13 protein-coding genes and 1 tRNA gene are annotated in these 23,435 nt (G+C 54.3%); 4 read left to right on the forward strand and 10 right to left on the reverse strand.

Going from position 1 to position 23,435, the window contains the following annotated elements:
* Positions 1 to 9: 9 nt before the first annotated feature.
* The 9 genes from ACNSOI_RS09000 to ACNSOI_RS09040 form a co-directional block, all read right to left on the reverse strand.
* Entirely contained in the window at positions 10 to 4,347 is a 4,338-nt protein-coding gene (locus tag ACNSOI_RS09000; protein ID WP_420195609.1) for an Eco57I restriction-modification methylase domain-containing protein, read from the reverse strand.
* Positions 4,348 to 4,394: 47 nt separating this feature from the next.
* Entirely contained in the window at positions 4,395 to 6,989 is a 2,595-nt protein-coding gene (locus tag ACNSOI_RS09005) for a helicase-related protein (protein WP_420195610.1), read from the reverse strand.
* Between the two features lie 236 nt (positions 6,990 to 7,225).
* Positions 7,226 to 12,445, reverse strand: coding sequence for a DEAD/DEAH box helicase (locus ACNSOI_RS09010; protein WP_420195611.1), 5,220 nt, complete (start codon positions 12,443 to 12,445; stop codon positions 7,226 to 7,228).
* Positions 12,446 to 13,214: 769 nt separating this feature from the next.
* Positions 13,215 to 13,291: transfer RNA gene (locus tag ACNSOI_RS09015), tRNA-Val, on the reverse strand.
* Positions 13,292 to 13,346: 55 nt separating this feature from the next.
* Positions 13,347 to 14,297: a DMT family transporter gene (locus tag ACNSOI_RS09020; RefSeq protein WP_420195612.1), complete on the reverse strand. Its 951-nt coding sequence runs from the start codon at positions 14,295 to 14,297 to the stop codon at positions 13,347 to 13,349.
* A 136-nt stretch (positions 14,298 to 14,433) separates the two neighbouring features.
* A complete protein-coding gene (locus ACNSOI_RS09025) occupies positions 14,434 to 15,522 on the reverse strand; it encodes a hypothetical protein (protein ID WP_286255275.1) in 1,089 nt (362 codons plus the stop codon).
* Positions 15,523 to 15,557: 35 nt separating this feature from the next.
* Positions 15,558 to 16,631 carry a hypothetical protein gene (locus tag ACNSOI_RS09030; protein WP_420195613.1) on the reverse strand — a complete coding sequence of 358 codons (1,074 nt, stop codon included), beginning with the start codon at positions 16,629 to 16,631 and terminating at the stop codon, positions 15,558 to 15,560.
* A 137-nt stretch (positions 16,632 to 16,768) separates the two neighbouring features.
* Positions 16,769 to 17,359: a YceI family protein gene (locus ACNSOI_RS09035; RefSeq protein WP_230715248.1), complete on the reverse strand. Its 591-nt coding sequence runs from the start codon at positions 17,357 to 17,359 to the stop codon at positions 16,769 to 16,771.
* Positions 17,349 to 18,083: a CDP-alcohol phosphatidyltransferase family protein gene (locus ACNSOI_RS09040; RefSeq protein WP_420195614.1), complete on the reverse strand. Its 735-nt coding sequence runs from the start codon at positions 18,081 to 18,083 to the stop codon at positions 17,349 to 17,351. The genes ACNSOI_RS09035 and ACNSOI_RS09040 overlap by 11 nt, the downstream gene beginning before the upstream one ends.
* Before the next feature lie 111 nt (positions 18,084 to 18,194).
* On the opposite strand from ACNSOI_RS09040, the gene ACNSOI_RS09045 reads away from it, so the two are divergent.
* The 4 genes from ACNSOI_RS09045 to ACNSOI_RS09060 are packed head-to-tail and all read left to right on the forward strand — an operon-like array spanning position 18,195 to position 22,463.
* Positions 18,195 to 19,178 (forward strand): zinc-dependent alcohol dehydrogenase, encoded by a 984-nt coding sequence (locus ACNSOI_RS09045; protein WP_420195615.1) that lies wholly within the window; start codon positions 18,195 to 18,197, stop codon positions 19,176 to 19,178.
* A gap of 9 nt (positions 19,179 to 19,187) precedes the next feature.
* Positions 19,188 to 19,586: a 6-pyruvoyl trahydropterin synthase family protein gene (locus tag ACNSOI_RS09050; protein ID WP_061331049.1), complete on the forward strand. Its 399-nt coding sequence runs from the start codon at positions 19,188 to 19,190 to the stop codon at positions 19,584 to 19,586.
* On the forward strand, positions 19,573 to 21,504 hold the full coding sequence (locus tag ACNSOI_RS09055) for a glycosyltransferase family 4 protein (protein ID WP_420195616.1): 1,932 nt from the start codon (positions 19,573 to 19,575) through the stop codon (positions 21,502 to 21,504). Before ACNSOI_RS09050 ends, ACNSOI_RS09055 begins: the two co-directional genes overlap by 14 nt.
* The gene (locus tag ACNSOI_RS09060) at positions 21,501 to 22,463 is read left to right on the forward strand and encodes a lysylphosphatidylglycerol synthase transmembrane domain-containing protein (RefSeq protein WP_420195617.1); all 963 of its coding nucleotides are present in this window, start codon (positions 21,501 to 21,503) and stop codon (positions 22,461 to 22,463) included. Before ACNSOI_RS09055 ends, ACNSOI_RS09060 begins: the two co-directional genes overlap by 4 nt.
* Here ACNSOI_RS09060 and ACNSOI_RS09065 read toward each other — a convergent pair whose 3' ends face one another.
* Positions 22,464 to 23,330, reverse strand: a complete 867-nt coding sequence (locus tag ACNSOI_RS09065) for a RibD family protein (RefSeq protein WP_420195618.1) — start codon at positions 23,328 to 23,330, stop codon at positions 22,464 to 22,466. It abuts the gene before it with no gap.
* Positions 23,331 to 23,435 lie beyond the last annotated feature (105 nt).

The following is a 23,435-nucleotide window of genomic DNA, read 5'->3' on the forward strand; positions in this document are numbered from 1 at the left end:
TGGTGAACCTCAGGCTTGTTTGTCTTTCGCCTCTGAAGATTGAATATGAGATTCATCCTCAGACAGAAGTGTATCTAGCACACCCTGCTGTTCGGCGAAGGCCTGCGATATAGCTTGGGCTAGGTCTCGTGTAATTTCATTGCCAAGAATAGCTTTTAGTCCCTCACTATCTGAGTTTATCTCAATCGCTTCACCCCTATGCAATTTGAACAACTCGATAAGCCAGTCGTAGACGCGGGGCAGTCGTTCAAGCCGTTCCTGGGAACACCACCGCACTCGTTGTTCTTCCAACCTTCCGCTTAAGGGGATAGTAAGCCGCATTCGAAGGCCCGCGAGATCAAGCTTCCCATCGATCAACAAAAGATCGCATATTACCCCAGCCAGCCACTCTTCCTCCTCACAACACGGCGTTGTATCGGCGTGATAAGTCAACATAGGAGTCGACCGGCGCTGAACGCTGTGTTTTCGGTCGGTCGTCGTATCTAACGTGCCATTCTGAATTTTATCCCAAGCCTCCAGCACCAACCGCTGGGTGCGATATTCCCCAAACTCCCGAATTTCATTCTTTTTTAGAACCCTAAAAGTTTCCGATGGGAATTCGTCTCCCATCACTTCTGACGGGTCTAGAATGTAACGAAGTTCATCCTTCGTGAGCCCGTAGAGCTTGGCGTAGTAAGCATCCAGCTCACACTGAAGTATGTGGCGCCGGTTGATATCGAAGGGGAATGGATTTCCGGTGTATCCCATATCTTCAGCAAAAGGTCGAAGCTCTTCGAAGCAGTAGACTAGTTCTATAACACGCTTGTTTATAAACTCTTGGTCCTCTTCTCGATAAGAAGAGGGAGGCAGAATCGCAACTTGGTTGGTTATATAATCTGAAAGGTGGGTGCCTCCAATCTTTTGGCGCGTGATAAAGTCACAGACTAACGAGTTAAAGTTGCCCAACAGGCAACAAGTCTTTTCAATATTCTCTTCTGGAAGGAATCCAACCCGCAATGTAAAATCGCTAGCGGATCTTGGAATAATTGTTGATATAAAAGTTCTTTCGTCGTTGGATCGACAGATATCCCTCCAACATAAAGCCCAGTTCCTATCCCATGAATATCTTGAAAAAGCACCATCAATCTCAGACTTTTCTATATAGTTTCTAGATAAGGTCTCAGAATCATTTTTCTTCTCTGCTATAGTGGTTTTGGAAATTTCACCGCTATTATAGTTTCCAAATTTAGAGTCAAACTGATGAATCATTTTTGATTCATAAACCCGTAAGTGGTGATCTTCTCTCTTGGTTGCCGGCGTGCATAGTCTCTTTACTTTAGGTATGCCAATGTTAAATATTCTTTTTATATTAAGATTCCAGGCGTTCCTGGGGCTTTTGTTAGATTCATTGTTCAAAACTGGGATTGAATTATATATTTTGGTGGTAAGGTCTGCATCGTACTGGGTTCTGAATACCGGAAGATTTTTTGTGTTGGGATTAAGGACAACAATCTCGCTAGGAGAGAGCTTTATCGACTTTTTTGGATTATTTGTGTCTGTGACATCCTCACAAAATAAAAAAAGCTCTGTATTTTTTGAGTATCGGGCCGTTGTAAGAAGGCAGAACTTATAACTTTTGTGGATCGATGGGAATATTCCTTTACGGTTTTCAAAGTCGACAAATTTCACTAGACGCTTCTGGTCAACCAAGAATTCAAAGAATTTTTTTGCACTTGAGGATGTTGCAATTCCACTTTCAACAATAATTCCAGATCGACCGGATTCGTTTTTAATTGATTCAGATAATTCAGAAAAAAGTGTATATAAATTCATTCGCCCAGATGACGCTAACGGGAAGTTCCCCGAGTTTTTATAGAAAAAATTCTTTCGTGCAGAGTGGTCCATCATTTCAAAATAAATATCGTAAAGATTAGGATTGTCTTTCCGTATATCTTCAACAGCAGCCTCTCTCTGATCACTGTCGAGACCAAAATACTGCGGTGTGTAACGCGAAAAAAAGTCATCGTCCTTAAATTGACACACATCCCATGGCGGGTTTCCTAATATTACATCGAATCCCCCATTAGAGAATACCTCTGGAAAGCTAATATTCCAGTGGAAAAACTTAAACCTGTTAGCCTCAAGCTGTGTCGCTTTCAAGACACCTTGGTCGACCGAAAGTCCCTCCTTTAATAGTAATAGATGCTCATTTTTTGGTATTTTTGCATAGAAATCTGGAGTTTTCTGAATTGTGAATGCGGCACAATATAAATCTTCCGCAAGCGATAGTCTGAGAATGCTTTCGCTGTGTTCATATTGCTTCCAGACGTTGATCTTTTTTTCAACTTGTATTAAGGAGTCTTCAGGAAGGTCATTATACCTTGGTTCCGGTATTTCCTTATAAAGATCTTTGTTGCTAGAAATAAGAGAATACTGTGTGCCTGCTAGGTCGTCTAGTGAACGGTTTTGCTTTTTTAGTTGTGTGCAAACTTTTTGGTCATCATTGTTACTGTTATAGGCATCATCGGGAATTCCCTTGTCAAAGGAGGATTGCGAAATAACTCCCATCAGAGAGTTCCCGCACCGGATATGTGCGTTAAGAAAAGTCAGCGGTTTTCCGGGTTCAAGAGATTCAAGCCATAACCCGGTTTTGCAAAGCTCAACAGCTAGTGGATTGATGTCTACGCCATAAATACAATGCTGAACTACATCCCGCAGAGCGTGGCGATAGTGGTTTTCGGTGGCTTGGTCAGATCCAGCGTCGATTTGAGCTAGCTCTGTAGCAAGCCGTCTTGCCGCAGCCAGCAAAAAGTGACCGCTGCCGCACGCTGGGTCACATACGGTAATTCCGAGCAGGGCTTCCCGCGGGTTCTGGGGATTTGTCTCCAATCGATCTTGGATTACAGGCTCCAGAGCGGATTTAATCAGCTCCTGCACCAAAGAATTTGGGGTGTAATAGGAACCGGTCAGTTTTCGACTATGGCCGGAAGCGGCGGCCTCGTCTTCGGCATCACCGATGAAACTGAAGCGCCATTGGCCTTCGGTATGGAGTTGGGGAATCAGCTCTAGAAGGGATTCGTAAACCGAGCCGAATTCTTCTGTGTCCATATCCCGGTAATTGATTCTTGCGAGTATGCCCTTGTGCTCAAAATAGCAGAGGTTGAACACGGCACTGTACACGTACCGGTTCTCGATCCGGCTGTTCGTCAAATCTTCGCACTGGTCTTGCGCGAATAGCCCACCAAGTGCTGGTTGGGCGAGTAGAGGCTGGCCTTTCGCGTATCCTTCGAAGGTTACGCCAAGCAATTCCCACGCATCGGTATGATGATCGTAATGCCGGCGCTGGCGGGCTTTATCCCGAAGTGTGGAAATGGAATAGCCGGTCTCGTAAAGCGCTCTTGCAGATCGGTAATCGTGGTCCTCGTGTTTGGCGGGCAGCAATGCGATACCCCGGTCTTCGGCGGTAAGCAGGAACAGAAAACGATAAACCAGACGCAACACCTGCTGAAAGTAGGCTTCTGTACTCAATTCGTTTGCGCTGAGTTTGTGTCGCAAATCAGTATTAGCTGGATGTGCAAGAAAGCCGGTGCCTAGTTGCCGTAGGGCATCGGCTACGCCATACCGCAGCTTGTCAAGAGCGCGCTCGCCTTCGTCATGTCCCTTTTCCCGCCATTGTTCCAGCCAGCAACGTTCCGATAGGTTTTCCTGCGGCGCGAGGCGGCTGGAGTGTAATAGAAGCCAGAGGGTAGCAAAGTCAGCGTAGTTGTCTTCCTCAAAAAGTCTTGCGAAGTCCACTTCCAAATAGGCCGGGCGAGTCATCGCCGGGTTGTCTCTGAGGAGACGTAATACTTGCCCGTTACTTACAACGGCCCAAAGGCTGTCATCCTGTGCGTTGAGGTATTCCTGTGCCAACCCCATCGGAGTGCGTTTACGACCTTCCTGGCCGAACAGGGGATCGCTTGTATCCAGGTCTATATCTGACCCACAGAGAACCATGGGAACGGCACCGGAAAAGGATTCATGGCTGATCGGGAACTCCCGCTCACCAATTATTCTCTTCTGCTGGCAGGGGTGTATCTCATAGCCGAGAACACGGGTCAGAAGAGGGACCAGCCAATCGTTAACGGTAACACTTTTCTTGGTGATATCCTCACGCAGACTCTTTTGTTGAAATTCTCGCCAGCGGCCACGGGCAATGATCCAGTAGCGGCCTATCTCATCGTTAAAGGTAAGACCTGGCTCCACGCCGTAAGCTTGACGGTCCTGACCAGGCAGGCTGAATTGCCGCACATCATGTAGAATTTTGGTACCCAGCAGCCCACCTACAATACGAATAGACTCAAAGGCTTGTTGTGTTGCGCTTGCCATGGATCGTCTTCCTTACTTCTTCTCTTATGTGCCAAGTGAGTGCTGTGTTAGAGCAGGCCTGCGTCTGGTACCAATACGTATATGCCCATCACGTCCACCGGAAGCTGAGGTTGTACGCTGTAGGTTCCCCTGGCATCGGCGGCCTCCCGGGTGCGCCGGTGGTCGGCCAGAACGGCCTCAGCGCGTTGGTGGGCAATGGCATCGAATCGAGGTGTTAGTTGCTGCAGGGCATCAACGGCTCGACTTAGCTCACGAGTGCGGGCCTCATCCGCCATATTCTTGCTCACAGGCAGTTGCATCAGCCGGAGCATATCTGCCTTTTCAAGCAGCTCCGGCTCGCCCTGCCGGTTTACCATAACGGCTAGTGCTTCTTCGGCCAGCATTTCTTGAGCTCGTGTCATATCGTTCTGGGTGCGGCGAATGGTCAGACGACTGCGCAATCGCAACAAATATATGGTCGTTCGGATTTCAACTTCCCTGGTGAAGATAGCTCCAGCACGGGCGACGATTTGGGTTTCTTCGCCAGCCATGGCAAGTTCCGACAAGTAATCCGCTAGGTGGCTGACCAAGGGGTGGGTGCGATGAATAAACTCGGCCCGTCCCCGTGTGGGGTAAATGAAGTCCATTGTGCGTAGATGCATCAATCGGGCGGTATCGAGCCGTTCTTTCAGAGTAAGGGGGAGGTGCGCCAAGGGTGCCTGCCATGTTCCATTGGACTGTGGGAGCAGGGGGGCGCCAAGTCGTTCCATACCATTACGAACAAAACGCTCCACATCTTCGTTAGTGCCCAGTACGGCAAACGCTTTTTGCCATTCTGGCATCACGGATTCCGGTTTAAGCCGGTTTTGAGCAAAGATGGTGCGGTTGCGGCGAGCTTTTTCCCGAGCGGATTCCCATTCGATTTCCAGTTGCTGAAGCTCTTCGTCATCGGCAAACAGGTCCCCGGTTGAAGGCATGCCTTGATTACGCAGAAGCACTGTGTTGAGGATGGCTTGCATATAGCGTTGTTCGTTTTCGGGCGCCGGCACCGATACCCCTAGTGCTTTGCGGATGTTGTCCGCCTTACGGATGATGACCTGGAGAACTGCACCATCGATGGGATTGTCTTCCCCGTACAACATGAGGGTTTTGACCTTATCTGCCTGCTGCCCGAAGCGGTCTACCCGGCCTTCCCGCTGTTCATGCCGGGTGGGGTTCCAACTCAGGTCATAATGTACAACGGCAGTGAATTGCTCTTGCAGGTTGATCCCTTCGGAAAGACAGTCAGTCGCGACCATCAGTGGAGGTTTGTCGCTATCCTTGAGAGCTTCGACTTTTTCTTGGCGCTCCGCCGGCGTCAGGTTGCCAGTTACGTAGATGACATTGCGGTCTTTGAAGGTGCTTTTCAGTTGGTCGGCAAGATACTCTGCTGTCGCAATGTAGCGACAAAAAACGACCGGATTGTAGCCTTCTTCCAGCATTGGTTTTAGTTGTTTGCTTAGTGCTTTGAGTTTCGGGTCGTTGTTTGATCTAAGGGCTCGGGCCCGATCGACAAGTGCCTCCAGCCTGGCCAGGTCTTCGGTAACTGCGGCGCCAGGTTCTACGTCATCAGCGCTGTCCAGATCTTCACCGCCATCCAGCACTGTGGTGGTGCCCTGGGTTTCAAGTACTTCCGCTTGCTGTAATTCGGTCAATTCTGTTTCGTCATCACCAAACGCGTTATCAATCCTGGTGTTTAGAGCGCGGATGGCGGCCTGGGGTGAAGAGGAGATGCATCGAAGTAAAGCAAGCGCGGCCCACCAGTTCATACGGGCCCTCAAGGTGCCTTCTTCTTCCCGCTCGACCAGCTCTCGGGCATAGTTCAGCACCTCCTGGAAAATGTCAGCCCATTCACCAGAAAGCTTATAGGTAACTTCTGCAGTCAGGCGTTCAGGGAACAGGCTTCCTTCTTGCCATTCTTTGATGTCCTCTCGCCGGCGCTGAACAAAGTGGTCTGCCAGTTTCTGGCGCAAAGGGTGTTGGGCATTGGTAATGTCTTTGAGCTTGGCAAAATCTGTGTTCAGCAAGGAAAGCAAGTTGTAGAAAGCTTCTTCGTCGCCACTATGGGGTGTGGCAGTCAGCATTAACAAGTGTCGTTCCGGATTGTCTGCCAAATCACGTAGAAGCTCGTATCTTTGCTGCCGGCCTTGGCCAGTGCGAGAGCATGTGTGGGCCTCATCTACGACTATGAACTCAGGACATTGTTCGGCAAACGCATCCCGGCGATTTTTGCTTTTGATGTAGTCCAGGGATACGACGGTGAACGGATGTTCGGTAAAGATCGACGTACCTGCAGGTAGGCCACGCTCCAATCGAGCGGCAGTGCTTGAACGGACGATCTCGGCCTGAATGTGGAAGCGGTTGCTGAGCTCCCTCTGCCACTGTTCGCAAAGGTGGGGCGGACACAGAACCGCGAGTCGATGTATTTCACCGCGATCCATTAGCTCGCGGGCTATGAGCCCCGCTTCGATGGTTTTACCAATCCCTACGTCGTCGGCGATCAGAAGGCGAACAACTTGATGTTTGAGCGCCACCATCAATGGCACTAGCTGGTAAGCCCTCGGCTCAATAGCAATGTTCCCGAAACTGCGGAAGGGGCCGGCACCAGCCCGTAGCTTTAACATGAGCGCGTCACGCAAGAGCAATCCGGCTGATTGTATGCCAGCGTGCGTTGGGTCCGGGTAAGGGAAAGTTGCTGGCTCTACCGGCTGCCTTTCCAGTTCAGGCAGCAGAACTGTTGGTTTTTCTTCGCCCCCGCCAAGAGGCCGAAGATGCAGAATTTTCCCTTCACTTTGGGGTAGGACAACCCATTCTCGTCCACGGGCTCGAACGATGGAACCAGGATTAAAATTGAGGTTACTCATGCTTGGGCGGCTCCAAAGATATCTGGGTATTTCGCAATAATGGCTGGCCAGCTATGTTGCTCCTTGCTGAATCGGATAACGGTCAGGCCGTTATCTTCCAGTTCGGCGGTGAGCGTCGCGTCGATTTTCTGCTGGCCAGGATTTTCATGATGAGGACCATCGATGTAGACGACAGCATTGTGGTCCCTGTAAACAAAATCCGGCCGAGTGTTGAAGGCTTTGATCAGTTTCTGGGCCTCATCCGGTAGGTGGTGCCTTTGCTTTTTCAAATGAGTCAGGAATGCCTCTTCCAGGGTGGAGGCGCTTAGTTTCAGGAGCTCCTCATAGTGGTCTTCGTAGCTACGACCGTCGGTTGAGGTGACAATGACAGAATCGATGAGAGATTCCAAAAGCGTAACCAGCTCCGGGTTCTGACGGTCGATTTCTATGTGATCCATCTGGTTGTAGTAGCTGAGCAAGCAGCGATAACAGCCGGCCTCACAGTCTTTGTTGGTATTCTGATACTGGCCTTTCTCGTCCTTTTCGAAGTGGCAAATGGCCAAGGCGCGCATGGCTACACGGGACAACGCCGTGCTGTCGCTCAGCAAGCGGGTGAGGACACCTGCTCCCCCTTCGGCGGACTCGTAAAAAAGCACCGCACGTCGGTCTGCCCGATTTGGTAGAGGCTCTGCCATCAGTTCGGATTCTTCGATCTGAAATTCTTCTTCGATTCCGCGTTTAAGTGCGTACTGCAAGCTGGTCAGGAGCCCTGTATCCATGAAATCGTCAGGGTGAACCATCAAGATGTTGCGTCGGTCTTCGACATACGGTGTTATTCGTTCGATGTAACGCTCTTCTTTTGACGCTTCATCGTTTTCGTCTTGGGGTGCCTGTTCGTCTTTACTCCACATCCCGGTGGTCGTATCGATGTTGAACCCGTAAATGGATTCTTCTTTCCGGCGCCTCCAGCCAAGGTTGATTCGCCATATCGTGGCGGCGGGGGCATATTGGATAGCCAGCAGTTTGTCGCCATTGGTGTTCTTAACTTCGCCGTTTACCACACGTGCTTTGCCTTCGCGCGTTGCGAATTGCATGGTGGTTTGCATTTCATAACCTTGCCGCTGGCGTTCTTCCTCGTCGGAGGTGATTCGCAGGACCCGCTGAGTGCTGACGTTCTCAATGCGGTAGAGGTTATCAATCCGCTTCCCACCCTCAATGGGAGTGCCGCAGGCAATGCAAAGCTCGTTATGTAGCTGCTGCTTGAAATGACCATAGCCACACGCCGGGCACAGCCTAGCCTCCTCTTTAACCAGCCCTGGGCCGTCCATATCCTGTCCATCCCGGACGCCAAGCATGACTTTCTTAACCCGGTACTGGGAGCCTTCGTGGTAGATAAGGCTGAGTGGGCCGAATTCGGAGATGGCTAGGAAGCGCGGACGAGCGAGGAAACTGTCCCTACCAATGCTGCCACGGCGTCCCTGTATGTAGGCCAACAATGGCAGGCGAGGGAAGTTATAACCTGGCAGAAAACCCTGGCTAGCTAGGTAGCGGTAGGTGGAGAAATCTGAATTCTGGCCAGACTCCGCGTTCAACAGAAGGCTGATTTGCGTACGCGCCTCGTTATAGCGACGTTCAGCAGCTTTGCGGTCCCGCTCACCAGCGGCCGGATTGGCGATAACTGCGTGAGCCTTATTCAGCTGTTCTTGAGTGGAGGCATAGAGTTCCCGCCAGCGATTCAGCGCAGTATTGAAGCTGTAGAAGGAACCTTTGATTTGGTTGTTGAGCCATTCAACAGAAGCATTTTGAATGTTTGCTTCGCTGCTCAGCCACACTCCTTGTGCTGCGACGAGTTCATTTTCCAGCATCTTCATGAGATTCAGGCCACGTTGGGCTGCTGAAGTCCGAACTTCATCTGTATCCATCTGCTGCCGGAATTCATCCAGCAACGGCATGGTTTCCGGCTGTGACATGTTCAGCATGTCATTAACCGTTTTGGGCAGTGCTTTTTTCGTTTCGTTCAACCAAACGGCGTGGAGATGGCTGGCGACCAGTTCTTCATTGGCCAGATCCAATGTAGGTGGACTGACATGGCCGTGAACCATCCGGACTGGGTCAGTGAAGAAGTATTGGTCGTGTGGGCTGAGCGCCGCGCAGTAGGTAAGCACTAGCGCAGGTTGGCCCGAGCGACCGGCTCGCCCTGAACGTTGGGCATAGTTTGCAGGCGTGGGGGGCACGTTACGCATGTAAACTGTATTAAGAGTTGCAATGTCCACCCCAAGCTCCATGGTAGGGGAGCAGAATAGGGTGCGTAGCTCAGCGGATCGGAAAGCTTTCTCCCGCTCTTCTCGCTGTTCCGGGTTCACCTGCGCGGTATGCTCCCTTGCTTCAAGGTCGAACAGTGTTCGGTTGCCAGTTTTCAGAAGCTCGCAGAGTGTGGTGTATAGGCTGCGAAAATAGACATTGTCAGCTCGGTAAGGATCTGTTGGATTGAGCTTGATTTCTTGATCATGGGCGCGCCACTGCAGAAACTCCCCTAATAGGCGGTAACCAGTTTGATCCTTGGCATACTCTTCCTTTTCGACCAATCCATAGGATTCCAGGACCTTCATTAGGCTTTCGATAAGGTCTGGATAGGATTTGTCATTAATCTTGGGCAGGAGGGTCAGATCGTCGCCCCAGACGGCGGATTTTTTGAGTAGCTGGGCGAGTGCTGATCGGCTGGAGCCACTGACAAAGTTGGGATTGGTCTTCAGGTTTTTTGGTTTGCCACCCAGCAACAGGTAACCGCTGGATTGGAGCATCTCATCCTCACTGAAGCCCCAGGGCTCCTTCAAATAGGTGAAGCTTTGAGAGCGAATCTGCTCCTGCTGAATACTGTCGAGGAATCGGCTTTTCACGCACAGTCCGCGGCGCATTGTGTCGAGAACGGCACGCAGGGCGGCTTTTCGGTTCTCTGGTTTGATCTGTGCCAGCTCTGCGCAGGGCAAACCTTCCCATTCTTCTTGATCCGCTGCTAGTTCAGCGAGGCCTTCGTAGTCGATATCCAATAAGCCAAGTTGTTCCAGATTCGGATTATTAAAGCGCCACCCACGGCGCAGATCGAAGTAGAGTCTGTAAGAAAGCGCGTTGCGCATGGCCTCTTCTGCCTTCTTCCGGCCTGGGCCTTTAGCCAGAGGGTTTTCCAAATAATCCGAGCCATCTTTGTCGAAGCCGAGGGCTTTGAAAACGGCTTGAGACAGATTGCTGTCAGTGAGGTAGCCTTCCGGCGCTTGTTGCGTGGCAGCGAGCAGGCTAGCTCGGAGTAACAGGATCTGGACGAAGTCGTTGTAGTGGCCTGCCTGCAGCGATGCGTCTTGTCGATTGTCAGTGAATCCGAGTAGCTTTTTTGCTTCTTCAGCAAGCTGGGTATCCCGTTCGAGCATGTATCGCAGAGAGGATATGGCCAAAACGGTAGTGGCTGAGGAACGACCCTCACCGTTGAGCGAAGTCAGTCGGTTTGAGTCTTTGCCCTGCGCCTGATGAGTGACACCGCAGTTTAGGCAAAAACGGAAGCTGCCCGGAATGAACCAGCCGGAAGTTCCTTCGTGGTCCAATCTGCCGCTGGGCAAAACATACAGTTCCCTGGGCCGGAATTTTTTGTAGTTTCCCTTAAGCTTGAGTTCGCCCTTCTTTTCTTCAAACCAATTCTCGGGAAAGCGTTCTGGATCTGCGTCATCCCAGGTCCGCTGGGGATCAAACATAAAGAAGCCCCAGTTCTGGTTATCACCTTCGTTGTCTTTTTCGTTAATTTGTCGCGGTGCGAGGTAGGGCTGGCCATCTTCATCGTTATGCCATACTGGGTGGTATTCTTGGCCACATTGACGACAAAAATGTAGCGAATAGAAGCGCTTTTCACGCTCATTCGGCTTGTAAATTTGGCCGCTTAGATCGAATTCCCGCTTGCCCTCTGGGGCCAGGGTGGAAAAAACATTGTTTGCTCCGGAGATAAATTGGTGAAGCCTAAAGGCGAAAAGGGGCTTGCCTTGGTAATCTGTGACTCGATAGGCAAGCAACAGAAAATCTCTCAAATACCTTTCGCAATGGTCTGTTGGTTGGCCGGAATCTACTGAGAGCTGCCTAGCGGCCCATTTGAGACTTTGTGGTTTAGCCCGTACCCATCTTCCTTCTTCTTTCTGCAGGCCAAGGGTTAGCTCTACCCATCCGGATATCGGGTGCTCCCTCAGCGCTTTGAAGTCAAGGTGCTCAGGAATTGGCGCCCGAAGCGCTTCTGACAAGAGATGCTGTGACGGCTTATGGTCGAAGGGAGTAAGGTGCTGGAGTGTTTCCGTAATGATGTGCTCTGGCTTTACGTCGGCACCAAACAATTTGCTGGCTACACGGGCGACGGTTTCATTACGGGCCGCAAGGGTTCCTTCACTGGCCATCGTGGCGGAAGTACCGATGCACAACACATCAGAGTTGAGCGCTTCGCGGACGCGACGCACTAGCATAGCGACATCCGCGCCCTGACGTCCGCGGTAGGTGTGTAGTTCGTCCAGCACCAGGAAATTAAGCCCTTTGGCTGCCCTCATGACAGTTCGATCAAGCTCATCCTGCCGGGTCATGAGAAGCTCCAGCATCATGAAGTTGGTTAGTATGATGTCTGGTGGGTTCTGTGCCATGGCACGTCGTTCTTCGTCTTTTTCCTGGCCCGTATAACGTCCATACGTAACGGGTTTTCCATCACCTAAGTGTTGGAAGTATTTGTCCAGTTCTTCAAGCTGAGAGTTCACTAGGGCGTTCATCGGGTAAATGATGATGGCCTTAATGGAACCGGGTTCCCCAGGCTGCTTTTGTTTCAGGACTGAGTCGACGATAGGAAGAATGTAGGACAGAGATTTACCAGAGCCTGTGCCAGTGGTCAGTACGTAGCTCTGTTCTTTCTGAGCTATGGTAACGGCTTCTTCCTGGTGCTTGTGGAGGGGAGCGCTAAAACCGGGATTGCCACTATCATCGCGGCCAAAGCGGAAAATATCTTCGCACTGAGGATGCAGCACGTCCTCTTTGCAAAGCTGTTCGACTGTATCGCCACGCACAAAGGAGGGGTTGAGCTGGATTAGTGGGGCAGGCCAGTACTGACCGTCGTCATAATTCGACTGAACGAATTGCCGGATGTCTGGGGCTTTAATCTTTGTGAAGCTGGTGGTGAAAGCCTTGTAGTCAGCAATGACGGCGTCGCGGTACTCGAAAACATCCATCGAGGCGGGATCCTTTGTCTGTCGTTTTTGTTGCTATAGCGCTATGCCGACCATACCGTATTTGAAAAGCAAGGTGACTACTTCCCATCATGGGGCGTACCTGTCGCGCATGCCATTGTTTAAAATGCGTTTTTTATTGTTTCGGTACTTTTGGCAGTATCTTTCTGATTTTACATGAAATCTCCTGCCACGGCTGTGTCAGTTTGTGAAAATTTCCAGACCGAGCTTTATCGCTAACGTACAGGTTCATTCGGCCCTTCCGCCTGTAAGGACGCATGGGCTCTCCACCACCTCGGAGACTTTATTTCGCAAAGGCTCGACTCTACGGCCCGAAAATGAGCGGGTTGGGTGATCGATCAAGGCGAAGGTGGTGGCAAGCTTGCACGTGAGGGGCTGTCGGAACCCCGGGGTAAGTCCTAAGATGGGCCTTGGCGCCGAGGGAGCGCCAGTCTTGTATGAAATTGAACTCCAGGCAACTGAGGGATAGCGGCAAGCGGGGCCCCTCCAACTATGCCACTTAGCCTTTCGCCGAAGAGCAGGTCAAAATAGCTTTCGACGACCTGATAGCGAGTATCTCACACAGGTCTGGCGCGTGGGGAAGATCGATAGAGCGTGAGGGGATTGCCCGGAGTGACATGAAACAACCATGAACAGGTAACCTAAGGCCAGTCCGCAAACCGGCATGCGACCTGTATAAAGGATCTTATTGAGAAAATTTTGAGAAAATATTGAGAAGGGGGTCGAAAGCAACACGTAAGCCATTGAAAAATGGTAGGACCAGGCGGATTCGAACCGCCGACCTCTACCATGTCAAGGTAGCGCTCTAACCAACTGAGCTATGGTCCTGTGTCCTGCAACGGGGTGGAAATATACGGATTTCGTTCCCCGTGGTCAACCACTTTCAGGCAGTTTTTGCCGGTTTCAGAAAGCCTTTAATCGCGCGGCTCAGAGCGCTCCAGCGGTTCACCAGCAGCGCCATGAAAATCAGCCCACACCCTGCCAGCTGTAGCAATGACATGGTCTCACCAAACCAGGCTGCGGCGAACAGGGCCACCCACACTGGTTCCAGGACCAGAATCACCACGCCGTGACTGTGTACCGAAAGGCTCTGTGCATAGGTCTGCAACAGAAAGCGCCCGGCGGTGCCAACGATGGCACTGGCCAGAACCCAAACCATCAGAATCGGCGGCGGGTTGTTGAGGGTTGGTGCCCAGGGCTCGCTGATAGCAGACTCCACCAGGGTTACCAGGCCCACTGTCAGCAGGGCCAGGGCGGTCAGGGGCAGCGCCGGCACCTTTCGCTTCTCGATTGTTTCGCCCTGTTTATTGGTGACCGTTCGCTGATTGGCGGCCCGGGTGTTGAGCGTGAAGTAAAGCGCAAAGATAAACGCGGCCACAACGAAGTACAGCTGCCCCGGATCTGGCCTGAAGCCGTTTTCAAGGGACAGCAGGGCCAGGCCCGCTACCGCAATCGGTATGGCAAGCCAGGTACTCAGTGGCTGGGATTCACCGAATACCACGCGGGCAATGATTGGCACAATCACAACCCCAAGACTGGTGAGAAACGCCCCTTCACCCATGCTGTCGCCATGGAACAGGCCCAGTATCCAGCAGCTCATGGCAATGCCGAATACCAGGCCTACGCCCATGCTCCGTTTTACCTGGTCGGCATTCAACCGGCGCAGGGCCGGCAGCGCAATCAGTGCCAATACCCCACCTGCAATCAGAAACCGGGCCGCCATGAACATCAACGGTGGCATCATCAGGACGGCTTCTTTAGAAAACATCCAGCTGATCGCGGCCAGGAGGGTAACGACAACCAGTAACAGATCGGATTTGTGAGCGTCAGACATCAAGAAACTGGCTCCGGTCAGGCAGAGTGAAGTGCAAGGAGGGATAAATCTATAGTTTGCGAACTAAAAAAGAAAGCAGCGAAAACCGAGAGGGAGGGAGATGGCTCATCCCTGAGCCCGGCCAACAACCGTAGTGTCAGTTGTTGAGCGTGGTATACAGCAGGTTGGACATGCTGGTCTGGTTGGAGTTGGGGACCTCGACATACTGGTCACCGGAGCCCCAAAGCTGCCACCAGGCCCGCTGGTTGTAGGTGCGGCTGGCAAAGTCGATCTGCAGGCCATTGAGCACAGTGTTGTTCACCACCGGCACGGAGATGTTGCCGGTCTGGGTGTCCTTCACGGCACTGTGGTTGGCGCCTTCGCTCATCAGAATCGGGTAGTGATTGTAATAAAGGCCAGAAGGACCATTCTGCCCGCTTACCTTGCCCGCCAGACTGATGCTGTTGGAGCACGAGTCTATGCCGCTGGCGGTGGTGGCGCCGCAGGCGGAGTGGGTGGGTACCACGCCGTCATCGGTGCCGGCAATGAAGGGTTTGGTAATGCCTCCGTAGGAAGAGCCGCCGCCTACGAAGCGCAGCCGGGGAATCGCCGTGGGGCCTACCGACAGGTTGCGGGCGGTGTTGGTTTGCAGGTCATTGACCACGCCCAGGTTGTCGGGCTGGGGATCAATCCCGGTGAACGCACGCACCGCTTGTTTTACCGGCCAGTTATACCAGCTGTCGTTATAGGCGATGCTGACCGCCAGGTCGGCCAGTTCAGTACCGCCGCCAGCCCCCGCAAGATCCATGACCGCGAGGATTTTCAGCGGTTGCAGGCCTTCGGATTGAAGCCAGCGAGCCTGGTTTTCCAGAAGGTGACGGGTAACCAGGTCACCGGTGGAATGGGTCACGACAATACAGTAATTGTTGCAAAGACCCTGCTGGCTGATTTGTCGAACCTGCTGGTAGGCTTGCTGCGCGATCTCTCCTTCCACCCGGCCGTTACTGGCCCAGTCGATGCGCGCTTCGGCGCGGTTCAGCCAGTAATCCCGCCAGTAGTCTTCTCCGGCCTGTTTCACCTCTTGCATGTTGGCGGGGGCCTGGGACAGGTTCTCCATCATGAAACCGTGCACCAGGATCACATTGTGGCCCGCCAGTTGGGCCTGCGCCGCTGTGGCGAACAATCCGCCTGCCAGCGCTATCGATAATGCAGTTTTACTCAGGCATCTTTTGTTTTTGTTGATCATTGCTTGCTCCGTTTTTCCGGTTTTATTGTTGTGTATCAGAACTTGTCGGCCAGCTGCCTTAGCAACGCCGCCCGTTGCTCTGATTCTGTGTTCACCGCAGGTGTGTCACGCAGGTTGCCAAGATCCGGCGGTGAAAACTCATAGCCATCGTTTGGGCCGAAGGCGTAATGGGTGCGATCGCCAGGGCGGTCCGGCATTTGGCGTAACTGCAGGTTTCGGAGTTGCAGCTGGCCTTCGATGTCCTGGTTCGCCAACACGCTTCCATGGGCCTTGAGTACAAGCGTACCGCTGCCGCTGCCCAGAGATTCTTCAGTACTGAGTTGGGCCAGCGCGCGCTGGCCGTTGTATAGCTGGGCGGACAGCGAATAGTAGCCGGCATGATCTGGATAGAAACGGACCGGGATAACCAAGTCATTGCCGGACACATAGGGAGAGTCGATACCACCGAAGTCGCCGAGATCAGGTTCAATGGAGAGAGACGACACATGCCGGACCGGCTTTCCATCAACCCTGGCCTCTACAATCAGCCGGTATTCGCCTGGCTCATGATCGGAACTGATCGTTCCCTGGTAGTAGCCGCTGTCTTCCGTGGCAGGCAGGTCTGCTGAATCGGCCTTGTCCCTCTTGGTGGCCGACTCAAGTGTTGCCGAGAGGGCATCGCCGAACACCTGTCGGCCACTCAGGGACGCGACCACAAGAATGGGCTCGCCCCGGGTAAAGCGGAACTTGTCGAGTGTCACGACGAAGCGGCCGTCGTCTTCCAGCGGCAACTCAACCGGATGGTACCGGTTGCCCTGGTAGGCTTCGGCCTGGGCGGTGGTCAATGGTACCGAGTAATCCGGGTAGCGGGCGCTTCGCTGGTAGTCGTCTGCAACGCTGGCGAGCATGAACCCCAGGGCGTTGTCAGAGGGTGCAGGAGCGTTCGAAGCCTTTGCCTCATTTGCCTCTGGCGTGCGGCCTCCCGCCATGGCGCTTGCTTCCTGATGATCAGACTGGCTGCCGAAAGGCAGCCAACGGAACTTACCGTCGTTTTCTGCGGATAACAGCCAGGCAGTACCTGAAACACTGGCCACCACTACGGCGGTGGCCATCAGTGCCTTGTAAGGCATGTAGAATCACCTTCTTATTGTTATTTCATTGCTTTTGGTTAAAGAGTAACCATAGCCAGTTTTGTCGTAACCGGCATGAAACTTGTCCGACAATGCGCCACTTTCACCCTAAAGTGTGACCGCTTTCACGTATTGGGTTAGTCCTTGATCGCCTCAAAGGCAAAACGCAGTACTACCTCGTCACCGACCATGCCTTCGTCGATTCCGTAAGTCATACCCCAATCACTTCGCTTGATCACGGCCGACGCACTGAGGCCGAGTGTGTATTCTTCGTGCCCGAAGGGATATACGTCAGCCTTGTTGAGGGTGACATCCACATCCACGGGGTTGGTCTTGCCCAGAAGCGTGAGATCGCCGGTGACGATGCCTGTGTTGTCTCCCGTGCGTTCGAAGCCGGTGACGGTAAAGGTGATGTCCTTGTGTCTTCTTGTGTTCAGGAAATCCTTGTTGCGCAGGTGATCATCCCGTTTACCGTGATTGCTGAATACGCTGTTCGCCTTGAAGGCCAGTTCACCGGATGACAGCTCCCCGGTCTGTTCGTCATAGACGAATTCGCCTTTCACCTCGCGAAACATGCCCATGACCGGGGCGTAGCCGATGTGCATCACCTCAAAGACCATGGAGAAGTGCTCATCGTCCACCTGGAATCTGGTTGGTTCTGCCTGAAGCAGCGGCGCGGTGGAGAGCAGGGTGGCTGCCAGGGTTGCGGTGGCGAGTTTAGTTTTCATGATAGTGTCTCCTTTGGTAGAGCCAGCGAACATCCAGCGCAAACGACCAACCCAGAAGGGCCAGTGCCATGGCCAGTGTGGTGCCGGCAAACCCGGTGGGGGTAGGGGGAAGTATGGCGATCATCAGCGTAACAACCTGCCATACGCATACGGTTTTGCGCCGAAAACTGTCCGGCAGCGGTTGGTTGAGCCACGTCAGGAAATGGCTTGCGGCCAAGAACGCGTAACGCATCAGGGCAAGCATCAATACCCACGCCCCGGCCTTTCCGATAGCCATCGTGGCAACGCATAAGCCGAAGATAAACAAAGCATCCAGTTCCATGTCGAACCGGGCGCCGAACTCACTGTTGCTGTTGGTGGCCCGGGCCACCTTGCCATCCACGCCATCAAGGATCAGCGCAATGAGGCAGGCCATGGCGTAAATCCACAACGCGGAAGAATCGGCGGCTGGCAGAAACGGTGCCCAGGCCACCAGGGAAACGACCAGGATGGATCGAAGCAGGGTAGTGCGGTTTGCCCAGCCGAAGTTTTGTCTGGCTGGCCATCGAGTCAGTATCAAGGCGCCTTGGGTAGCAAAAATCAAAATCGCCAGCAGACCGAACCAGCCGGGAGGGCTGAACCATTCGTGCACGGACAGCAACACAAAAAACAGCAGTAGGGCAGCCCAACCAAGCTCCCTCACAGTGGCAGGAATCTGAAATGTTGCCGGGCGAATCGAATCCATATCCGAGCGTTTCCGTATAGCCTGACTGGTACGTGTGTTAGGCCCCATTCTATGACTATAGTTTGGGGTAGATGCTTTTGCTTACGGAGATAACAAGAGAATGGACTGTTTATGACGTCATCAGGGAATCAGGCGTTTTGGGTGACTGCCCCGGGCCAGGGGGAGCTTCGGCCGGCGACTCTGGGATGGCCTGACGGTGCCGGGGCAGAGATCGTCACCGTGCGCACGCTGTATTCCGGGATCAGCCGGGGCACGGAATCACTGGTATTCAATAATCGGGTTCCACAGGACGAATACCTTCGAATGCGCGCGCCCTTTCAGGAGGGCCAGTTTCCGTTTCCGGTCAAGTATGGCTATGCCAATGTTGGCGAAGTGCAGGACGGGCCAGAGCACCTTATGGGTAAGCGGGTATTTTGCCTCTACCCCCATCAGCGGCACTACCGCGTGCCGGCCAGTGCCGTCACCGTACTGCCAGACGATCTGCCGCCGGGGCGCGCCATTCTTGCTGCCAATATGGAGACCGCCATTAACGGTCTCTGGGATGCCGAGCCCGCTGTAGGCGACCGGGTTGCCGTGGTTGGCCTGGGGGTAGTCGGGCTTTTGGTGGCCTGGCTGGTCAAACAGATTCCCGGCACCCAGCTGCTGGCTGTCGATACCAATGAGTCCAGGGCTGACATTGCCAAGGCTTTGGGGATTCCGTTCACAACCGAGGCCTCGGCCCGTGATTGCGATCTGGTGATTCATTCATCCGGCCGGAGCGAGGGGTTATCATCAGCCCTGTCCATGGCCGGGCCGGAAGCTCGCATTGTGGAGCTTAGCTGGTATGGCAACGAACCGGTCACGGTTCCCCTTGGCCATGCCTTTCATCCTAACCGCCTTGAACTTAAATCCAGCCAGGTAGGGCAGATTCCGCCACGCAGACAGCCCCGGTGGAACTATGCACGGCGGCTTGAGCTTGCCCTTCAGTTGCTCAGAGCGCCTGAGCTGGACAACCTGATCAGCGGCGAATCCCGGTTTGGCGAACTTCCTGCGGTTGCCAGCACTTTATTATCACCAGCAGGGGATGCGCTCTGCCATCGAATTACCTATTCCTGAGGAAACACTATGTTCAGTTTGACCGTTCGCGATCACATGATGATTGCTCACAGTTTTAAAGGGGAAATCTTTGGACCGGCCCAAGGGCTCCATGGCGCCACCTACGTGGTAGACGTTACGTTCGAGCGACACGTGCTGGACGATAACGATTTGATTGTGGATATTGGCCAGGCGTCTGACCTGCTGAAAGAGGTGCTTTCGGAATTCAACATGAAGAATCTGGACGACTTGCCCGAATTCGAAGGCCGGAACACCACCACGGAATTCATGGCGCAAGTCGTGTTTAATCGCATGGCTGCTGCCATCCATGCTGGCCGCCTTGGTGAAGAGGGCCGGCAGGTTGCCGGCCTTAAAGTGACTTTGGGCGAGTCGCACCTGGCCTGGGCCAGTTACCATGCCGGCATCTGACCTATGGTTTGTGGTTCCCGGTGATCCTGACCAGAACACCGGTGGGTACCGATATGTGCAGCGCCTGGTGGCGGCATCGCGCCAGGCCGGGGTGAACGCGCGGGTTCAGGGGCTCGCCGGGTGCTTTCCGAGACCGGATCAAACAGCTACCAATGCCATGCAAGAGTTCCTGACGTCTTTACCAGACAACACGTTGGTGGTGCTTGACGGGCTAGCCATGGGGGCCATGCCAGACGTGCTGGAGCGCCACCGCACACGCTTGCAGCTTGTGGCGCTGGTACACCACCCGCTGGCGGATGAGACCGGGCTATCCCAGGAGCAACAGGCCTGGTTTCGGGAAGCTGAAAGGCAGTCCCTGGCCCAGGTCAGCAGGGTGGTCACGACCAGTGAGTACACTGCCCGCCGTGTGCAGCAGGATTATGGTGTACCGTCCTGGAAGATTACGACGGCGCAGCCGGCCGTGGACGCCCTGTTCTTCCAGATGGAGCGCGACCACTTGGGCAAGCCCATGAGGCTCTTGTGCGTGGGGCATCTATCCCCCCGTAAGGCGCAGCACCAACTGGTCGATGCCCTCGCCACTTTGCAGGAACTGCCGTGGCAATGCACCCTGGTGGGGGCGGAGGATCGTGATCCGGACTATGCGCTGGCCGTTCGCAGTGCCATCGCCCGGCACGGACTGGCTGATCGTATTCAGCTTCTGGGAGAGCTATCGGAACCCGCGCTGGAGGAGGCCTACCGCCGGGCGGATCTGTTCGTGTTTCCGTCGCTCTACGAAGGCTATGGCATGGTCATCGATGAAGCCCTGGCCGCGGGCTTGCCGGTGTTGTCTTCCGATGGCGGCGCGCTGGCGTTGACTACCAGCAAACCCGGAGCCCGGAAGTTTCCGGCTGGCAATGCGAAGGCCCTGGCGTCAGAACTTCGCAATCTCCTGACGAATACCGCAGATTTTTCGGATCTGGCGCGACGTGCGCGGGCCCATCGGTCAGATATTCGCCAGTGGTCAGATACCACAAGGGAATTCCTCGGCAGTCTGGGCATCAGCGACGAGGGTGATCCTGCAAGATTCTCTGGCCAGTGGCTGGAAGCCCGGGAGCCCGCGGATCATGCCGCCAGAAGCCGGGCCTTGACGGATGCGCTGGCAAACTGGCTGACTGTGGAATACAACACGAAAGCCGCTGGAAAACCGGCCGGTGATCCGTTGCATCTGGTGGATATAGGCAGTGGGCGGGGCTCTAACCCCGGTTATCTGATTCCCCGTTTGCCGGTGCCCCAGCGGTGGACATTGATTGAACCGGATCAGCATCTGCTGGGGCTGGCCTGCCATCGGGTTGGGGCACTGGACGCCCCAGCGGCTCCCATGATGCGGGAGCTAACCCCGCACAACCTGGATGAGCTATTGCCAGAGGATGCCACCCTGGTCACGGCATCGGCCCTGATAGACCTGGTCTCAGAACACTGGCTTCGTGCCTTTTCCAGTGCCGTGGTGCGAAGGCGGGCGGGTGTTCTGGTGGTGATTAGCTACAGCGGGCACTTTGAACTGGCGCCGTCCCATGCCTCCGACGCTCTGGTACAGGGACTGGTGAATCAGCACCAGCATGGCGATAAAGGCAGCGGAGCGGCATTGGGTCCCGAAGCAACCGGGGTTTTGGAGAAACGGCTGCGTGAGGCAGGTTATAACGTCACGGTAGAGCAGAGCCAATGGCATCTCAGCCCGGGCCAGGGCGGCGCGAGTGCTGAGTTGATCACCATGCTAATGACTGGTTGGGCGGATGCCGCCTGCCAGCAGAACCCGGCTGCGGAGGCTGAGATCAGAACCTGGCTGGCAGACCGGCAGGATCAGTTGGCCCGTTACGAACTGCGGGTGGTGGTTGATCACCTGGACCTACTCGGGTTACCCGACTCAGGTTTACCGGCATGATGCGCCAGCGGCCATGGCCAAAGCTGCTGCTTCGGTGGACTGCGACCCTTATTATCCTGGTGCTGGTGTTACGGTTTGTGGACCTGTCCGGTTTGATAGCCAGGCTCCGATCCATTCCGCCCTCACTGATCGCCCTGGCCCTGGTGGTTTCTGTCCTGCAGGTGGTGTTGTCCGCCTGGCGTTGGCGTTACACCGCCGGCAGGCTAGGTGTTTCTGTGCCGATGACCTTTGCCGTTCGGGAGTATTACCTGGCCACCTTTCTGAATCAGGTGCTGCCGGGTGGCGTTATGGGCGATGTGAATCGGGCCTGGCGACACAGCCGGGCCCACGGGCAGGGAGCTCACGAGCGCTCGGGGCAGCTTTCGGCGGTTCATGCGGTTGTCCTTGAACGGCTGTCCGGGCAGTTGGTGTTGTTTCCGGTGGTCTTACTCGCTGTGGTTGTGCTTTGGCGTGTGGGCGCTTTTAGCAGTCAACCGCTGCCCATCAGGATATCCCTGAACCCGGCATACTGGCTGTTGCCTCCTCTGCTGGTGGGCATTGGAACCTGGCTGCTGTGGGTCAGTGGTCGGCTTGCCTCACTGCGGCGCTACCTTGGGCGCCTGGGCGCCGATCTCAAGCGGGCATTTGCAGGTTGGCGCAATGGTTCGGTGCAGTTGTTTACTTCCCTTGCCGTTCTGGGCACCTATTTAACGGTGTTTGTGTTGTTGGCGTTTGGAATGGGATTAGCGGCCGATGCCAGCAGCCTGTTTCTTACCGCAGCCCTGTGTCTGCTATTGCTTCTGGCGATGGTGGTCCCAATAACGGTGTCTGGCTGGGGTGTCCGTGAAGGCGCAGCCGCCCTGCTTTGGCCCGCGGTTGGGTTACCGGCAGAGCAGGGGGTGGCGATCAGTATTGGCTACGGTGCGTTGATATTCCTGGCCAGCTGGCCGGGGGCGCTGGTGCTTCTCAAACGCGCCTGATCAATTCCAGCGCCTCTCGAAGGCCAGGTCGAACAGCATGTCACTGCCCAGATTAACCAGCTGGGCCCGCGGGCGCAGGGCATCATCCAGTTGGTCGATTTCCGGCAGCGAGAATGCCGGCCGGCCACTGCCGATGATCATCGGAGCCACCATGACATGGAGTCTGTCTAACAGCCCTGCTTTGAGGAAGGATGAAATGGTTACACCGCCCCCCTCAATAAAGATTTTGCGAAGTCCGTAGTCCTGTAATACTTGAAGAATATGCTCCGGTGGCACCGGTGAAGGGTTGTCGGCAGCCCCGAGACAGGGAACAGTGGTTACCTGGCCGATGCGGGCGGGCTTTTGGGCCGGGTCGTATTCACCGGCAACCAGATGCAGTGTGGGTGCTGCGTTGTCGGTAAACAGGTGGTGGCTGGTAGGAACTCGGCCATGGCGATCGATCACCACCCTTGTCGGGTTGGGCCCATTCGCGCGGCGTACGGTCAGGCGGGGATTGTCTGTGGCGGCGGTGCCGGCGCCAACCACGACCGCATCGCACAGAGCACGAATACGATGGAGATGGGTGATTCCGTCGTCACCATTAATGAAACGGGAGCAACCGGTTACGGTGGCAATGCGGCCGTCCAGGCTCTGACCAAGCTGACCAATCACATGGTTACCCGCCGGGCGCTTGATGGGCTGGCACAGGGGCAGGAACAGCGATATCAGATTCCTGGCATCTTCGGTTGCCTGATGCACCAACTCCCAGCTCTTGCCGTTAATCCGCAGCGCTGGTTGGCTGGTTCCCGGCAGGGGAAGGGTGACATTGCTGCGGTTGCTGGCATTCAGTATGAGCTTCCAGGCAGTGTCTGTATCCAGGGTGGCCATGGCGTTCCCGTTTGTTGGTTTTGTGGTTTCAGTATAGGCAGATTGTGTGCAAAGCTATATGTACGATACATTTCCGGATTGATTCACTTTTCCAGCCAATTTTTC

Source organism: Marinobacter sp. GH_1 (assembly GCF_048595985.1).
GTDB classification, from domain to species: Bacteria; Pseudomonadota; Gammaproteobacteria; order Pseudomonadales; family Oleiphilaceae; genus Marinobacter; species Marinobacter shengliensis.

What these genes read in the sequence shown, in the direction of transcription:
- ACNSOI_RS09065 (WP_420195618.1), bottom strand. Translation starts at nt 23,330, where the DNA reads ATGGCCACCCTGGATACAGACACTGCCTGGAAGCTCATACTGAATGCC.
- ACNSOI_RS09025 (WP_286255275.1), bottom strand. Translation starts at nt 15,522, where the DNA reads ATGATCAACAAAAACAAAAGATGCCTGAGTAAAACTGCATTATCGATA.
- ACNSOI_RS09020 (WP_420195612.1), bottom strand. Translation starts at nt 14,297, where the DNA reads ATGTCTGACGCTCACAAATCCGATCTGTTACTGGTTGTCGTTACCCTC.
- ACNSOI_RS09055 (WP_420195616.1), top strand. Translation starts at nt 19,573, where the DNA reads ATGCCGGCATCTGACCTATGGTTTGTGGTTCCCGGTGATCCTGACCAG.
- ACNSOI_RS09010 (WP_420195611.1), bottom strand. Translation starts at nt 12,445, where the DNA reads ATGGATGTTTTCGAGTACCGCGACGCCGTCATTGCTGACTACAAGGCT.
- ACNSOI_RS09005 (WP_420195610.1), bottom strand. Translation starts at nt 6,989, where the DNA reads ATGTTAAAGCTACGGGCTGGTGCCGGCCCCTTCCGCAGTTTCGGGAAC.
- ACNSOI_RS09040 (WP_420195614.1), bottom strand. Translation starts at nt 18,083, where the DNA reads ATGGATTCGATTCGCCCGGCAACATTTCAGATTCCTGCCACTGTGAGG.
- ACNSOI_RS09000 (WP_420195609.1), bottom strand. Translation starts at nt 4,347, where the DNA reads ATGGCAAGCGCAACACAACAAGCCTTTGAGTCTATTCGTATTGTAGGT.
- ACNSOI_RS09030 (WP_420195613.1), bottom strand. Translation starts at nt 16,631, where the DNA reads ATGCCTTACAAGGCACTGATGGCCACCGCCGTAGTGGTGGCCAGTGTT.
- ACNSOI_RS09050 (WP_061331049.1), top strand. Translation starts at nt 19,188, where the DNA reads ATGTTCAGTTTGACCGTTCGCGATCACATGATGATTGCTCACAGTTTT.
- ACNSOI_RS09045 (WP_420195615.1), top strand. Translation starts at nt 18,195, where the DNA reads ATGACGTCATCAGGGAATCAGGCGTTTTGGGTGACTGCCCCGGGCCAG.
- ACNSOI_RS09060 (WP_420195617.1), top strand. Translation starts at nt 21,501, where the DNA reads ATGATGCGCCAGCGGCCATGGCCAAAGCTGCTGCTTCGGTGGACTGCG.
- ACNSOI_RS09035 (WP_230715248.1), bottom strand. Translation starts at nt 17,359, where the DNA reads ATGAAAACTAAACTCGCCACCGCAACCCTGGCAGCCACCCTGCTCTCC.